Source organism: Streptomyces omiyaensis (genome assembly GCF_014650895.1).
Taxonomy (GTDB): domain Bacteria; phylum Actinomycetota; class Actinomycetes; order Streptomycetales; family Streptomycetaceae; genus Streptomyces; species Streptomyces omiyaensis.
Genome location: NZ_BMVV01000012.1, coordinates 91,277 through 106,835, shown reverse-complemented (window position 1 = coordinate 106,835; position 15,559 = coordinate 91,277). Strand labels below are relative to the sequence as shown.

General features: G+C 72.0%; 13 protein-coding genes and 1 pseudogene. 8 read left to right on the top strand and 6 right to left on the bottom strand.

Features of this window, described 5'->3' with window-relative positions:
• Positions 1 to 37 precede the first annotated feature (37 nt).
• From sufB to IE287_RS21015, 3 genes and pseudogenes are all read right to left on the bottom strand, one after another.
• The gene (gene sufB / locus IE287_RS21025; protein ID WP_189850670.1) at positions 38 to 1,453 is read right to left on the bottom strand and encodes a Fe-S cluster assembly protein SufB; all 1,416 of its coding nucleotides are present in this window, start codon (positions 1,451 to 1,453) and stop codon (positions 38 to 40) included.
• Positions 1,450 to 2,175: a helix-turn-helix transcriptional regulator gene (locus tag IE287_RS21020; protein ID WP_189850669.1), complete on the bottom strand. Its 726-nt coding sequence runs from the start codon at positions 2,173 to 2,175 to the stop codon at positions 1,450 to 1,452. The genes sufB and IE287_RS21020 overlap by 4 nt, the downstream gene beginning before the upstream one ends.
• A gap of 153 nt (positions 2,176 to 2,328) precedes the next feature.
• Positions 2,329 to 3,087: pseudogene (locus IE287_RS21015) on the bottom strand (DUF72 domain-containing protein); the annotation flags it as partial.
• A gap of 104 nt (positions 3,088 to 3,191) precedes the next feature.
• On the opposite strand from IE287_RS21015, the gene IE287_RS21010 reads away from it, so the two are divergent.
• From IE287_RS21010 to IE287_RS21000, 3 genes are all read left to right on the top strand, one after another.
• Complete coding sequence (locus IE287_RS21010) at positions 3,192 to 4,127, top strand: ABC transporter ATP-binding protein (RefSeq protein WP_189850667.1); 936 nt, start codon at positions 3,192 to 3,194, stop codon at positions 4,125 to 4,127.
• Positions 4,124 to 4,888, top strand: coding sequence for an ABC transporter permease (locus IE287_RS21005; protein WP_189850666.1), 765 nt, complete (start codon positions 4,124 to 4,126; stop codon positions 4,886 to 4,888). Before IE287_RS21010 ends, IE287_RS21005 begins: the two co-directional genes overlap by 4 nt.
• Positions 4,889 to 4,966: 78 nt before the next feature.
• Positions 4,967 to 5,956 (top strand): COX15/CtaA family protein, encoded by a 990-nt coding sequence (locus tag IE287_RS21000; protein WP_189850665.1) that lies wholly within the window; start codon positions 4,967 to 4,969, stop codon positions 5,954 to 5,956.
• Between the two features lie 36 nt (positions 5,957 to 5,992).
• On the opposite strand, the gene IE287_RS20995 is transcribed toward IE287_RS21000, so the two are convergent.
• From IE287_RS20995 to IE287_RS20985, 3 genes are all read right to left on the bottom strand, one after another.
• Positions 5,993 to 7,072: an amidohydrolase family protein gene (locus tag IE287_RS20995; protein ID WP_189850664.1), complete on the bottom strand. Its 1,080-nt coding sequence runs from the start codon at positions 7,070 to 7,072 to the stop codon at positions 5,993 to 5,995.
• 114 nt (positions 7,073 to 7,186) lie between these two features.
• Complete coding sequence (locus tag IE287_RS20990; protein WP_189850663.1) at positions 7,187 to 7,531, bottom strand: hypothetical protein; 345 nt, start codon at positions 7,529 to 7,531, stop codon at positions 7,187 to 7,189.
• Positions 7,532 to 7,626: 95 nt separating this feature from the next.
• Positions 7,627 to 8,580 (bottom strand): heme o synthase, encoded by a 954-nt coding sequence (locus tag IE287_RS20985; RefSeq protein ID WP_189850662.1) that lies wholly within the window; start codon positions 8,578 to 8,580, stop codon positions 7,627 to 7,629.
• 343 nt (positions 8,581 to 8,923) lie between these two features.
• Between IE287_RS20985 and tkt the strand changes: the two genes are divergently transcribed.
• From tkt to pgl, 5 genes are read left to right on the top strand one after another with little or no spacing between them, the layout of a single operon-like run.
• Positions 8,924 to 11,026, top strand: a complete 2,103-nt coding sequence (gene tkt, locus IE287_RS20980) for a transketolase (RefSeq protein WP_189850661.1) — start codon at positions 8,924 to 8,926, stop codon at positions 11,024 to 11,026.
• Between the two features lie 36 nt (positions 11,027 to 11,062).
• On the top strand, positions 11,063 to 12,187 hold the full coding sequence (gene tal, locus IE287_RS20975) for a transaldolase (protein ID WP_189850660.1): 1,125 nt from the start codon (positions 11,063 to 11,065) through the stop codon (positions 12,185 to 12,187).
• Between the two features lie 5 nt (positions 12,188 to 12,192).
• Entirely contained in the window at positions 12,193 to 13,725 is a 1,533-nt protein-coding gene (gene zwf, locus IE287_RS20970; RefSeq protein ID WP_189850659.1) for a glucose-6-phosphate dehydrogenase, read from the top strand.
• A complete protein-coding gene (gene opcA, locus IE287_RS20965; RefSeq protein ID WP_189850658.1) occupies positions 13,722 to 14,786 on the top strand; it encodes a glucose-6-phosphate dehydrogenase assembly protein OpcA in 1,065 nt (354 codons plus the stop codon). The genes zwf and opcA overlap by 4 nt, the downstream gene beginning before the upstream one ends.
• Positions 14,783 to 15,559 (top strand): 6-phosphogluconolactonase, encoded by a 777-nt coding sequence (gene pgl, locus IE287_RS20960; RefSeq protein ID WP_189850657.1) that lies wholly within the window; start codon positions 14,783 to 14,785, stop codon positions 15,557 to 15,559. The genes opcA and pgl overlap by 4 nt, the downstream gene beginning before the upstream one ends.

Sequence of the window (15,559 nt, the reverse complement as noted above, 5' to 3'; positions counted from 1 at the left end):
AGAATCAGTCGCTGCGGTACGGAGGGGGCGGGGGCGCTTAGCCGACCGCGCCTTCCATCTGCAGCTCGATCAGCCGGTTCAGCTCCAGCGCGTACTCCATCGGCAGCTCCTTGGCGATCGGCTCGACGAAGCCGCGGACGATCATCGCCATGGCCTCCTGCTCGGTGAGACCGCGCTGCATCAGGTAGAAGAGCTGGTCCTCGGAGACCTTGGAGACGGTGGCCTCGTGGCCCATGGTCACGTCGTCCTCGCGCACGTCCACGTAGGGGTACGTGTCGGAGCGGGAGATGGTGTCGACGAGCAGCGCGTCGCAGAGGACGTTGGACTTGGCGCCGGGGGCGCCCTCGCCGATCTCGATGAGGCCGCGGTAGGAGGTGCGGCCGCCGCCGCGCGCCACCGACTTGGAGACGATGGACGACGAGGTGTTCGGGGCCATGTGGACCATCTTGGCGCCGGCGTCCTGGTGCTGGCCCTCGCCCGCGAAGGCGATGGAGAGGGTCTCGCCCTTGGCGTGCTCGCCCATCAGGTAGACGGCCGGGTACTTCATGGTGACCTTGGAGCCGATGTTGCCGTCGACCCACTCCATGGTGGCGCCCTCGTAGGCGACGGCGCGCTTGGTCACCAGGTTGTAGACGTTGTTCGACCAGTTCTGGATGGTCGTGTAGCGGCAGCGGCCGCCCTTCTTCACGATGATCTCGACGACCGCGGAGTGCAGCGAGTCGGAGGAGTAGATCGGGGCGGTGCAGCCCTCGACGTAGTGGACGTAGGCGTCCTCGTCGACGATGATCAGCGTCCGCTCGAACTGGCCCATGTTCTCCGTGTTGATGCGGAAGTAGGCCTGGAGCGGGATCTCGACGTGCACGCCCTTCGGCACGTAGATGAACGATCCGCCGGACCAGACGGCGGTGTTCAGGGAGGCGAACTTGTTGTCGCCGACCGGGATGACGGTGCCGAAGTACTCCTTGAAGAGCTCCTCGTGCTCCTTCAGCGCGGTGTCGGTGTCGACGAAGATGACGCCCTGCTCCTCCAGGTCCTCGCGGATCTGGTGGTAGACGACCTCGGACTCGTACTGGGCGGCGACACCGGCGACGAGGCGCTGCTTCTCCGCCTCCGGGATGCCGAGCTTGTCGTACGTGTTCTTGATGTCCTCCGGCAGCTCCTCCCAGGAGGCCGCCTGCTTCTCGGTGGACCGCACGAAGTACTTGATGTTGTCGAAGTCGATGCCGCCGAGGTCGGATCCCCAGGTCGGCATGGGCTTCTTGTCGAAGAGGCGCAGACCCTTGAGACGCAGCTTCAGCATCCACTCGGGCTCGTTCTTCTTCGAGGAGATGTCGCGGACGACTTCCTCGCCCAGACCGCGCTTGGCAGTGGCGCCGGCCGCGTCCGAGTCGGCCCAGCCGTACTCGTACCGACCCAGGCCCTCGAGCTCGGGGTGGCTGATCTCGGTGGTCATGCGGGGTTCCTCCCGGCCGTGCTGACAGATGCTGTTTCGGTGGTCTGTGGGGCGCTGTGCGGGATGAACGTGGTGCAGACGCCGTCACCGTGGGCGATGGTGGCCAGGCGCTGGACGTGCGTTCCCAGGAGGCGGGAGAAGATCTCCGTTTCCGCCTCGCACAGCTGGGGGTACTGCTCGGCGACGTGGGCGACCGGGCAGTGGTGCTGGCAGAGCTGCTCGCCGACCGGCGCGTTGCGCGCAGTGGCAGCGTACCCGTCCGCCGTCAGGGCCTTGGCCAACGCCTCGGCCCGCTGTTCCGGCTCGACCGACTCGACGGCCTCCCGGTAGGACTCCGCCTGGGCCTCGATCCGGTCGCGGGCGAAGGCGGCGACGGCGGCCTCTCCGCCGGCGTTGCGCTCGATCCAGCGGAGCGCCTCGACGGCGAGGGAGTCGTACGACTGGTCGAAGGCGTCCCGGCCGCAGTCGGTGAGGGCGAAGACCTTGGCGGGGCGGCCGCGGGTGCGGGCTCCGTAGACGCGCTTCTCGCGGGCCTCGACCACCTGCTCGGCGACGAGCGCGTCGAGGTGGCGGCGGACCGCGGCCTGGGTGAGGCCCAGCCGCTCGGCGAGGTCGGCGACGGTGGACGGCCCGTGGTCCAGGATGGACCGCGCGACCCGGTTGCGTGTGGACCGCTCTCGGGTCGCGAGTTCCTCCGACGGAGCCGCGCCAAGGTTTTTCACAACGCCATTGTTGCGTAATTAATCAGGCAGTGACAAGCCGCGCCGGAAGTGGTCACGATGGCGTGCATCACTCAGGTAAGGCTTACCTGACCTGCGGAAACGATCATTCGTAGGACGAATCCCACTGCCCTGACCAGCCGGTTCCCCCTCGTCCCGCCCCGGCGTCGGCACGGCGACCGGCCGCCCCGCCGCGCTCATCAGGTCGCGGAAGACGGCCGCGTCACGGGGTGCCTCGACCCCCGGGTCGTTGTTGAAGTAGACGTACGCGTCCGCCCCCTTCGGCCGTCCCTCGGCGAGCCGCTCCACCCAGCTCTCCAGCGCCCGCCGGCCGTACGCCGGCCACGGCCGGGCCCGGCCCTCGTGCAGGCGCAGATAGCCCCAGTCCGCCGTCCGCCACAGCGGGGTCACCGGCCGGGACTTCCGGTCCGCCCAGCACAGCGCGGCCCCCCGCTCCGCCAGCACCGCCTCGGTCCGGTCCGTCCACCACGAGGCGTGCCGCGGCTCGACGGCCACCCGCACCCCGGCCGGGAAACAGGCGAGGACCGCGTCGAGCAGCCCCGTGTCGGCCCGCAGCGACGGCGGGAACTGGAGCAGCACCGGCCCCAGCCGGTCACCGAGCGCCTCGGCCCGCCCCATCAGCTCCGCCACCAGCTCCTCCGGCTCCCGCAGCCGCTTGTCGTGGGTCAGCCGCCGGGTCGCCTTGACCGCCATGACGAAGCCCTCGGGCGTCCGTCTGCGCCAGGCCGCGAAGGTCGACCGCTCGGGCAGCCGGTAGAAGGAGCCGTTGTTCTCCACCGTGGCGAACCGGCCCGCGTACTCCTCCAGCCAGAGCCGCTGCGGCACGCCCTCGGGGTAGAAGGTGCCGCGCCAGTCCCGGTACTGCCATCCCGAGGTGCCCACGAAGACCGTCATACGGCGCTCCTGCCCCGCACGCGACCGCGCATACGGCACCGCCCGGCCCTCCTCCCCCGGGGCCGCGGCCCGCCCCGCCCCGGCGGGTCCTTAGACTTCCCCGCATGGAGAACGAGCCCGTCGGCACCGCCGTCCGCGTCCGCGGCCTGGTCAAGCGGTACGGCACCAAGACCGCCGTCGACGGCCTCGACCTCGACGTGCGGACCGGCACTGTCACCGCCGTCCTCGGCCCCAACGGCGCCGGCAAGACCACCACGATCGAGACCTGCGAGGGCTACCGCAGGCAGGACGCCGGCACCGTCCGCGTCCTCGGCCTCGACCCGGTCGCCGACGCCGCCGCCCTGCGCCCCCGCGTCGGCGTGATGCTCCAGTCCGGCGGCGTCTACTCCGGCGCCCGCGCCGACGAGATGCTCCGCCACATGGCGAAGCTGCACGCCCACCCGCTGGACGTCGACGCCCTGATCGAGCGCCTCGGCCTCGGCTCCTGCGGCCGGACGGCCTACCGGCGCCTCTCCGGCGGGCAGCAGCAGCGCCTCTCGCTCGCCATGGCCGTCGTCGGGCGCCCGGAGCTCGTCTTCCTCGACGAGCCCACCGCCGGCCTCGACCCGCAGGCCCGCCGCGCCACCTGGGACCTCGTCCGCGAGCTGCGCGCCGACGGCGTCACCGTCGTCCTCACCACCCACTTCATGCAGGAGGCCGAGGAGCTCGCCGACGACGTCGCCATCGTCGACGCCGGCCGGGTCGCCGCCCAGGGCAGCCCCGAGCAGCTCTGCCGCGGCGGCGCCGAGAACACCCTCCGCTTCGCCGGCCGCCCCGGGCTCGACCTCGGCTCCCTGCTCAAGGCGCTCCCCGACGGCACCGAGGCCGCCGAGCCGCTCCCCGGCTCCTACCGGATCACCGGCACCGTCGACCCCCAGCTGCTCGCCACCGTGACCAGCTGGTGCGCCCAGCACGGCGTCATGCCCGACCGCATCTCGGTCGAGCGCCACACCCTCGAGGACGTCTTCCTCGAACTGACGGGCAAGGAGCTCCGGTCGTGAGCGCAGGCACCCACTCCCCCGCTCCGGGCGCCGCCCCGGTCGGCCGGATGATCGCGGCCCAGACCGCCCTGGAGACCCGGATGCTGCTCCGCAACGGCGAGCAGCTCCTCCTCACGGTGATCATCCCGTCGCTCCTCCTGGTGCTCTTCTCGACCGTCGACGTCGTCGACACCGGCGAGGGGAAGGCCGTCGACTTCCTCGCCCCCGGCGTCCTCGCGCTCGCCGTGATGTCCACCGCCTTCACCGGCCAGGCCATCGCCACCGGCTTCGAGCGCCGCTACGGGGTCCTGAAGCGGCTGGGCGCCTCCCCGCTGCCCCGCTGGGCCCTGATGACCGCGAAGACCCTCTCCGTGCTGGTCACCGAGGTCCTCCAGATCGCGCTCCTGACCGGCATCGCGCTCGCTCTCGGCTGGTCCCCGCAGGGCGGCCCGCTCGCCGTCCTGCTCCTGCTGGTCCTCGGCACCGCCGCCTTCTCCGGGCTCGGGCTGCTGATGGCCGGCACGCTCAGGGCCGAGGCCACCCTCGCCGCGGCCAACCTGGTCTTCCTGCTGCTCCTGGTCGGCGGCGGGGTGATCGTCCCGCTGGAGAAGTTCGGCGCGGCCGGCGACGTCCTGGCGCTGCTGCCCGTCTCCGCCCTCTCCGACGGCCTCAGGGACGTCCTCCAGGGCGGCGCGGGCATGCCGTGGGCGGACGCCCTGATCCTCGCCGTCTGGGCCGTCCTGGGGCTCGGGGCGGCCGCGCGCTTCTTCCGCTGGGAGTAGCCGCCCGGGGGAGGCGCCCGGAGTAGCCGGAAGGGACCAGAGGGTGACGTTTCCCGACAAGCCACCCCTCGTGAAAGCGTGCACAAGCCCGCGCCTACGATAGGGCCCGTGCAGACCCCCCTCGCCTTCATCGCCCGGCGCTGGACGCCCTCCCCCCGGATCCTCCGGCGCGCCGCGCTCTCCGCCGTCGTGATGAGCGTGCTCATCATCGTGACGGGTGGCGCGGTCCGGCTGACCGGTTCCGGTCTCGGCTGCGACACCTGGCCCAAGTGCACGGACGACAGCCTGATCGTGACGCCCGAGCAGGGCTACCGCGGACTGATCGAGTTCGGCAACCGGATGCTGACCTACGTCCTGTCGGCCGCCGTCGGCTGGGCGATCGTCGCCGCCCGCTCGACCAAGCCGTGGCGCCGCGGCCTGACCCGCTGGGGCTGGGCGCAGTTCTGGATCGTGATGAGCAACGCCGTCATCGGCGGCATCACCGTCTGGATGGGCCTCAACCCGTGGACGGTGGCCGGTCACTTCCTGGCCGCCAACGCCCTGCTCACCGTCGCGGTGATCACCTGGCACCGGACCGGCGAGGGCGACACCCCCGCGCGCCCGCGCGTGCCCGGCCCGGTACGGAAGCTGTCCTGGGCGATCACGATCGTCTCGGGCCTGCTGATCGTGCTGGGCACCACGGTGACCGGCGCCGGCAAGCACGCGGGCGACAGCAGCGACGTGCCCCGCATGCCGTGGGACTGGACGAACGCCGCCCACCTCCACGCCATCGCCGCCTGGGCCGTCTGCGCCCTCGCCGTCGCCATGTGGCTGGTCCTGCGCGTCGTCGACGCCCCGGACGACACCCGCGCCCGCGCCCGCGACCTGCTGGTCGTGGTCCTCGCGCAGGGCGTCATCGGTTACGTCCAGTACTTCACCGGCGTCCCCGAGCTCCTCGTCGCCGCCCACATGCTCGGCTCCTCGCTGATGTGGATCGCGGTGCTCCGCCTGGCCCTGAGCCTGCGCGAGCGGCCGCTGCCGACGGCGGAGATCCCGGCCCAGGCGGACCCGGAGCCGGCCTCGGTCTGACGCTCCCCCGCACCCCGACGCGGGTCCACCGGCCGCTCACCCCAGCCGGTAGACCCGCGTCGCGTTGTCCGCGGCGATCATCGAGGCGACCCGCTGGGCGTCGGTGCGCGACCAGGCGCCGTCCAGGACCCAGGAGCCCAGCACCCGGCCGAGGGCGGCGCGGAAGGCGCTGGCGGCCACCACGTGCAGCTCGGGCAGGGCGCGGGCGCCGCTGGAGTAGAGCAGCTTGCCGAAGGGGGCGAGCTCCAGGACCTCGGCGAGGACGTCCGCCGCCCGGGCCCCGGTGTGGGCGAGGGCGGCGCCCAGGTCCGCGTAGACGTGCGGGAAGGCCCCGGCCAGCCGCGCCGCCGTCCGGTGGTGCGGCGAGCCGTGCAGCAGGACGAGGTCGGCTCCGAGCCCGGAGGTGGCGGCGGCGAAGCCGGCCAGGGCGCCCGGGTCGCGGTCCCCGGTGTGCAGCTGGAGCGGGCGTCCCGCGCCCACCGCGATCCACAACAGGTGGCGCAGGAGCACCGGGGAGTCGAGGGGGCCCCCGGCGGACCGGTCGGCGAGCCAGCGCCCGGTGGCCCGGCGGACGTCGGCGCGGCCGGGGGCCTCGGCGCCGGCGGCGAGGCCGCAGCGCGCGGCGGCGGCCGAGGAGAAGGCCACCGAGCGGACGGCGGCGTCCTGGACGGCCTCGGTGAGGTTGGCGAGGAAGGCGTCGACGGTCCCGGAGGTGTCGGCGACCTGTTCGGCGAGGGGTTCGAGGCGCACGATCTCGTGGGCGCGGCCCCGTCCGGCGGCGGCGAGTTCGGCGGGCCCGGTGAGGTCGCCGGGCAGACCGGTGTCGACGAGGTAGGTGCCGACGCCGGCGCCCCGCAGCAGCCGGCGGCCGGTCTCGGCGACGCCGAGCTCGCGGCGGCGGGCGAGGTAGCGGGCGGGCGGGCAGTGCGCCTCGAGGCCGAGGAGCGGCGGGCACCAGCGGCGTACGGCGAAGCCCGTCTGGGTGTCGAAGAAGGTGGTGCCGGAGGCGGGCAGGACGGCTGCCGGGCCGAGGTGGGCCTCGAAGGTGCCGAGGCCCAGCTCCGTCCGGAGCACCCCGTGGCAGTACTGGTCCACCAGGCGTGGCGTGTCGATCATCTCGGAGGGCTCCCTGCGTGGACGTGTCTCCCCACGTCCTAACGGGTGAGCCCCGCACGAGGTTGTTGCCTGGCGCCGTCGCCGTCGGCCGGCCCGGGCGGGCCGGCGGCCGGTTCAGGCGTTGGCGGGGCCGCCGATCTGGATGCCGGCCATCCGGGTCCACTCGTAGGGGCCGGTGACGACCTTGGCGGCGAACTCGCCGTCGAACTCGTCGTGCAGGGTCAGTCCGGCCTTCTCGGCGGCCTGCCGGGCGATCGCGTGGGTGGGGGCCACCAGGTCGCCCCAGCCGCCGTCCTCGCCGACGAGGACGATCCGGGTGCCGGCCTGGCCGATGTGGGCGAGCTGGCCCTCGACGCCGCCGTGCTCCTTGCCGAAGGCGCGGATCTCCTTGGCCAGCTTGGCCGCCTTGCGCTCGGCGCGCGGGGAGACGGCCGTGGTGTCTTCCGTGGTGTCTGCCATGGCAAGGATGCTACCGAGGGGTAGATCGACTGGCGACGGCCGGGCCGCGTGGGACAGCCCACACGACCCGGCCGTCGGAGCCGGTCGGTCCCGGGTCAGCGCAGGAAGGGGTCCACCGCGACGGCCACGAAGAGCAGCGACACGTAGGTGATGGACCAGTGGAAGAGGCGCATCTCCTTGAGCTTCGCGCCGGTGACCTCGGCCTTGGCGCGGTTGAGCAGGCCGTGGGCCTCCCACAGCCACCAGCCGCCGGTGGCGAGGGCGACGGCGGTGTAGAACCAGCCGGTGTAGCCCAGCGGGGTGAGCAGCAGCGAGACCGCGACCATGACCCAGCTGTAGAGCACGATCTGCTTGGCGACGACCTTGTGGGAGGCGACCACCGGCAGCATCGGCACGCCCACGCGCGCGTAGTCCTCCTTCACCTTCATCGACAGCGGCCAGTAGTGCGGCGGCGTCCAGAAGAAGATGACCATGAAGAGGATGACGGCGGCCCAGGACATCGAGTTCGTGACCGAGGACCAGCCGATGAGGACGGGCATGCAGCCGGCGATGCCGCCCCAGACGATGTTCTGCGCGGTGCGCCGCTTGAGGATCATCGTGTAGATGACCACGTAGAAGAGGAGCGCGCCGAGGGAGAGCCAGGCGGAGAGCCAGTTGACCAGGAGGCCGAACCAGAGGGTGGAGACGACGGCGAGGGTGAGGCCGAAGACCAGCCCCTCGCGCGGCGAGACCATTCCGGTCACGAGCGGGCGCTGCGCGGTGCGGTCCATCAGCGCGTCGATGTCGCGGTCGATGTACATGTTGAGCGCGTTGGCGCCGCCGGCCGAGAGGTAGCCGCCGAAGCAGGTGGCGAGCACCAGCCACAGGTCGGGCACGCCCTGCTCGGCGAGGAACATCACCGGAACGGTGGTGATGAGGAGCAGTTCGATGATCCGCGGCTTGGTCAGCGCCACGAATGCCTTGACGCGGGCCCCGAACGGCCGATGGCCCCCCGGGCTGGGAGTCAAGACGACCCCTGCGGGTCGGGACTCGACGGCCGTCACGCACACCCCTGACAGAGAAATTCCCAGCAAGTTCCCCGAATAAAGGCGGGGTGAAACTTGCGCGTACCACGCCACTGTAGACGTTGCCCAGACACCGATCTTCGCGGGGGTGGGGTCGTGTTGGCGGGGCTCACCCGCGGGCGGGCGTCCGACCCGGTATCAAGGGGCGGACACGGTTCGGCGCGCCGTTCGGGAGGCGAAGCGCCACGGCCACCGGCACTCTTGCTCTGTCCGCTCATTTGAGGGGCATGGACACGAAAAGAGGGCGCTTTTTCGGGGGTAGGCTCGACACCGCCGGTACACCCTCAGTCACCGGCTACAGACATGTGGAGAGGAGCCCTGACTCAGGGTGAGCACTAAGCCGACCACCACAGACCTCCAGTGGACCGAATTGGACCAGCGGGCCGTCGACACCGCCCGCATCCTGGCCGCGGACGCCGTACAGAAGGTCGGCAACGGCCATCCCGGTACCGCGATGAGCCTCGCACCGGCCGCGTACACCCTCTTCCAGAAGGTGATGCGCCACGACCCGGCGGATCCCGAGTGGGTCGGCCGCGACCGCTTCGTGCTCTCCGCGGGCCACTCCTCCCTGACCCTGTACACCCAGCTGTACCTGGGCGGCTTCGGACTGGAGCTGGACGACCTCAAGGCGTTCCGCACCTGGGGCTCGAAGACCCCGGGCCACCCCGAGTACGGCCACACGGCCGGCGTCGAGACGACCACCGGCCCGCTGGGCCAGGGCGTCGCCAACGCGGTGGGCATGGCGATGGCCGCCCGCTACGAGCGCGGTCTGTTCGACCCGGAGGCGGCCCCCGGCACCTCCCCCTTCGACCACCACGTCTACGTGATCGCCGGCGACGGCTGCCTCCAGGAGGGCATCTCCGCCGAGGCGTCCTCGCTCGCGGGCCACCAGAAGCTGGGCAACCTGATCCTGCTGTGGGACGACAACCACATCTCGATCGAGGGCGACACCGAGACGGCCGTCTCCGAGGACACGCTGAAGCGGTACGAGGCGTACGGCTGGCACGTGCAGCGCGTGGAGCCGCAGGCCAACGGCGACCTGGACCCGGCCGGTCTGTACGCGGCGATCAGGGCAGCCGAGGCCGAGACGGACCGCCCGTCCTTCATCGCCATGCGCTCGATCATCGCCTGGCCCGCGCCGAACGCGCAGAACACCGAGGCCGCGCACGGCTCGGCGCTCGGCGCCGAGGAGGTCGCGGCCACCAAGCGCGTCCTGGGCTTCGACCCGGAGCAGAGCTTCGAGGTCTCCGACGAGGTCATCGGCCACACCCGCGCCCTCGGCGACCGCGGCCGCGAGGCCCGCGCCGCGTGGGAGAAGCAGCTCGCCGAGTGGCGGACGGCCAACCCGGAGCGGGCCGCCGGGTTCGACCGGATCCAGGCGAACGAGCTGCCGGCCGGCTGGGAGGAGAAGCTCCCGGTCTTCGAGGCGGGCAAGAGCGTCGCCACCCGCGCCGCCTCGGGCAAGGTCCTCCAGGCGCTGGGCGAGGTCGTCCCGGAGCTGTGGGGCGGCTCGGCCGACCTCGCGGGCTCGAACAACACGACGATCGACAAGGCGTCGTCCTTCCTCCCCGAGGGCAACCCGCTGCCGGAGGCGAACCCGTACGGCCGCACGATCCACTTCGGCATCCGCGAGCACGCCATGGCCGCGGAGATGAACGGCATCGCGCTGCACGGCAACACCCGCATCTACGGCGGCACCTTCCTGGTCTTCTCGGACTACATGCGCAACGCGGTGCGCCTGTCGGCCCTGATGCACCTGCCGGTCACCTACGTGTGGACGCACGACTCGATCGGTCTCGGCGAGGACGGCCCGACCCACCAGCCGGTGGAGCACCTGGCCTCGCTGCGCGCGATCCCGGGCCTGAACGTGGTCCGTCCGGCCGACGCCAACGAGACGGCGATCGCCTGGCGCGAGATCATGAAGCGGCACACGCGCGCGTACCTGAAGGGGGCGCCGCACGGTCTGGCGCTGACCCGTCAGGGCGTGCCGACCTACGCGCCGAACGAGGACGCGGCCAAGGGCGGCTACGTGCTCTTCGACGCCGAAGGGCCCTCCGGGCAGCACACGGCCCCGGAGGTCGTGATCGTCGCGACCGGTTCCGAGGTGCACCTGGCCGTCGGCGCCCGTGAGCAGCTCCAGGCGGAGGGCGTCCCGACCCGGGTGGTCTCGATGCCGTCGGTGGAGTGGTTCGAGGAGCAGGACCAGGCGTACAAGGACGCCGTCCTGCCGCCGTCGGTGAGGGCGCGCGTGGCGGTCGAGGCCGGTGTCGGCCTGACCTGGCACAAGTACGTCGGCGACGCCGGCCGGATCGTGTCGCTGGAGCACTTCGGCGCCTCGGCCGACGCCAACGTCCTCTTCCGTGAGTTCGGTTTCACGCCGGAGGCCGTGGCCGCCGCCGCCCGGGAATCGATCGCCGCCGCCGCGCGCTGACGCGGATACGTACGACTTTTTGGAGATGCAACTCTCATGACAGACGCTCTCAAGCGCCTCTCCGACGAAGGCGTCGCGATCTGGCTGGACGACCTGTCGCGCAAGCGGATCACCTCGGGCAACCTGGCCGAGCTGATCGACCAGTCGCACGTGGTCGGTGTCACCACCAACCCGTCGATCTTCCAGAAGGCGATCACCTCGGGCGACGGCTACGAGCAGCAGCTCGCCGACCTGGCCGCCCGCAAGGTGACCGTGGACGAGGCCATCCGCATGATCACGACGGCGGACGTCCGTGACGCCGCCGACATCCTGCGCCCGGTCTTCGACGCGACCGACGGCCAGGACGGCCGGGTGTCGATCGAGGTCGACCCCCGTCTGGCCCACGAGACGGTCGCCACCATCGCCGAGGCCAAGCAGCTGGCCTGGCTGGTGGACCGCCCCAACACGCTCATCAAGATTCCGGCCACCAAGGCGGGTCTGCCGGCGATCACCGAGGTCATCGGCCTCGGCATCAGCGTCAACGTGACGCTGATCTTCTCGCTGGAGCGCTACCGCGCGGTCATGGACGCCTACCTGGCGGGTCTGGAGAAGGCCCGCGAGCGCGGCCTCGACCTGTCGAAGATCCACTCGGTGGCGTCGTTCTTCGTCTCCCGCGTGGACACCGAGATCGACAAGCGCCTGGACGGCATCGGCACCGACGAGGCGAAGGCGCTCAAGGGCAAGGCCGCCCTGGCCAACGCCCGTCTGGCCTACGAGGCCTACGAGGAGGTCTTCGCGGACTCCTCGGAGCGCTGGGCGGCCCTGGACAAGGCACAGGCCAACAAGCAGCGTCCGCTGTGGGCCTCGACCGGCGTCAAGGACCCGGCGTACAAGGACACGCTGTACGTGGTGGACCTGGTCGCCCCGGGCACCGTCAACACCATGCCCGAGGGGACTCTGGAGGCCACCGCCGACCACGGCGAGGTCACCGGCGACACCATCCGCGGCACGTACGACTCCTCCCGCGAGGTCCTGGAGGCCGTCGCGAAGCTGGGCATCGGCTACGACGACGTGGTCCAGCTCCTGGAGGACGAGGGCGTCGAGAAGTTCGAGGCGTCCTGGAACGACCTGCTCAGCTCGACCGAGGCGGAGCTCGCGCGCCGCGTCCCTTCGGAGGCCTGACCACTTTGAGCACCGTCCACGGAGCCAACCCGCTCCGTGACGCCGCAGACCGACGGCTCCCGCGCATCGCGGGGCCGTCGGGCCTGGTCATTTTCGGCGTCACGGGCGATTTGTCCCGTAAGAAGCTGATGCCCGCCGTCTACGACCTGGCCAACCGCGGCCTGCTGCCGCCGGGCTTCTCGCTCATCGGCTTCGCCCGGCGGGAATGGCAGGACGAGGACTTCGCCCAGGAGGTCCACGACGCCGTCAAGCAGCACGCCCGCACCCCCTTCCGCGAGGAGGTCTGGCAGCAGCTCATCCAGGGGATGCGCTTCGTCCAGGGCGACTTCGACAGCGACGAGGCCTTCGAGCAGCTGAAGGACACCATCCAGGAGCTGGACAAGGCGCAGGGCACCGGGGGCAACTTCGCCTTCTACCTGTCCGTGCCGCCGAAGTTCTTCCCGCTCGTCGTCCAGCAGCTGAAGAAGCACGGCCTGGCCGACCAGAAGAACGGCTCCTGGCGCCGCGCCGTCATCGAGAAGCCCTTCGGCCACGACCTGACCTCCGCCAAGGAGCTCAACGAGGTCGTCCACGAGGTCTTCCCGCCCGAGGCGGTCTTCCGCATCGACCACTACCTCGGCAAGGAGACCGTCCAGAACATCCTGGCGCTCCGCTTCGCCAACACCCTCTTCGAGCCGATCTGGAACCGGTCGTACGTCGACCACGTGCAGATCACCATGGCCGAGGACATCGGCATCGGCGGCCGCGCCGGCTACTACGACGGCATCGGCGCCGCCCGTGACGTCATCCAGAACCACCTGCTCCAGCTGCTCGCGCTGACCGCGATGGAGGAGCCCGCCTCCTTCGACGCCGACGCGCTCGCCGCGGAGAAGACCAAGGTCCTGGGCGCCGTCCGGCTCCCGAAGGACCTGGCGAAGTCGACCGTCCGCGGCCAGTACGCGGCCGGCTGGCAGGGTGGCGCCAAGGCCGTCGGCTACCTCCAGGAAGAGGGCATCGACCCCCAGTCGAAGACCGACACCTACGCGGCGGTCAAGCTGGAGATCGACAACCGCCGCTGGGCGGGCGTCCCCTTCTACCTGCGCACCGGCAAGCGCCTGGGCCGCCGGGTCACCGAGATCGCGGTGGTCTTCCAGCGCGCCCCGCACTCCCCCTTCGACCACACGTCGACGGAGGAACTGGGCCGCAACGCCATCGTCATCCGGGTCCAGCCGGACGAGGGCGTCACCGTCCGCTTCGGCTCCAAGGTGCCCGGCACCCAGATGGAGATCCGGGACGTGTCGATGGACTTCGCCTACGGCGAGTCCTTCACCGAGTCCAGCCCCGAGGCGTACGAGCGGCTCATCCTGGACGTCCTCCTCGGCGACTCCAACCTCTTCCCGCGCGTGGAGGAGGTCGAGCTGTCCTGGATGATCCTCGACCCGATCGAGCAGTACTGGGACGGGCACGGCAAGCCCGCCCAGTACGAGTCCGGGACCTGGGGTCCGGTCGAGGCGGACGAGATGCTCGCACGAGACGGCAGGAGCTGGCGCCGGCCATGAAGACCGACCTGACGGACACCACGTCCTCCAAGATCAACAAGGCGCTGGTGCTCGGGCGGCGGGCGATCGGCACCCCGGCCGTCGGCATGGTGCTCACCCTCGTCATCGTCACCGACGAGGAGAACGCCTACGACGCGCTGAAGGCGGCCAACGAGGCGTCCCGCGAGCACCCCTCGCGGACCCTCGTGGTGATCAAGCGGGTCTCGCGCTCGCCGCGGGACCGCGCCAACACCCGGCTCGACGCCGAGGTCCGCCTCGGCGCCGACGCCGGCTCCGGGGAGACGGTCGTCCTCCGGCTGTACGGCGAGGTCGTCGACCACGCCCAGTCGGTGGTGCTGCCGCTGCTCCTCCCGGACGCCCCCGTCGTCGTCTGGTGGCCGGTGAACGCGCCGACCGACCCGGCCAACGACCCGCTGGGCGCCCTCGCCCAGCGGCGGGTGACCGACACGTACGCCGCCGAGCAGCCCATCGAGGAGCTGACCGCGCGCGCGGACACCTACACCCCCGGCGACACGGACCTCTCGTGGACCCGGATCACCCCCTGGCGCTCGATGCTGGCCGCCGCGCTCGACCAGGTCACCTGCGAGGTGACCTCGGCCGACGTGGAGGGCGAGGAGTTCAACCCGAGCGTCGAACTGCTCGCGATGTGGCTGGCCGAGCGGCTGAAGGTGCCGGTGCGGCGCTCGCGGTCGGCCGGTCCCGGCCTCACCTCCGTCCGCCTGGAGACCAGCGCCGGGCCGATCGTCCTCGACCGGCCCGACGGCTCGCTCGCGACCCTCTCCATAGAGGGTCAGCCGGACCGCGCGGTGGCGCTCAAGCGGCGCGAGACGGCGGAGCTGATCGCGGAGGAGCTGCGCCGGCTCGACCCGGACGACACCTACGCGGCCTCGCTCCGCTTCGGCCTGGAGCGGCTCGACGAGGAGGCGGCCGTCACCGCCCCCGCGCCGGAGGACCCCGCCCCGGACGTCACGGCGGAGCCCGCCGCGGAGCACGCGAAGAAGGCTCCCGCCAAGAAGGCCCCGGCGAAGAAGGCCCCGGCGAAGAAGGCGGCGGCCGAGTGAGCGCCCCGCGGCTGGTGGTCCACCGCGACAAGGAACTGATGGCCGAGGCCGCGGCGGCCCGGCTGATCACGGCGGTCGTGGACGCGCAGGCCGTCCGCGGCACGGCCTCGGTCGTGCTGACCGGCGGTCGCAACGGCAACGGGCTGCTCGCCGCGCTCGGCACGGCGCCCGCCCGGGACGCGGTCGACTGGTCGCGGCTCGACCTGTGGTGGGGCGACGAGCGGTTCCTGCCCGAGGGCGACCCCGAGCGGAACGTCACCCAGGCCCGTGAGGCGCTGCTCGACCGGGTCCCGCTGGACCCGGCCCGGGTGCACGCCATGCCGGCCTCGGACGGCCCCCACGGGGACGACGCCGACGCCGCCGCGGCGGCCTACGCGGCCGAGCTGGCCGCCGCGGCCGGTCCGGACGGCGTGGGCGGGGTGCCCGCCTTCGACGTGCTGATGCTGGGCGTCGGCCCGGACACCCACGTGGCCTCGCTCTTCCCCGAGCTGGCCGCGGTCCGGGAGACGGAGCGGACGGTCGTCGGGGTGCACGGCGCGCCCAAGCCGCCGCCGACCCGGATCTCCCTGACCCTCCCGGCGATCCGGGCGGCCCGGGAGGTCTGGCTGCTCGCGGCGGGCGAGGACAAGGCGAAGGCCGCGGCCCTCGCGCTCGCCGCCGGCGCGGACGAGGTGCGGACCCCGGCCGCCGGAGCCCGCGGCACCGAGCGCACGCTGTGGCTGATGGACACGGCGGCGGCCTCGGAGCTGCCCCGGAGCGCGCACCCGGCCTGA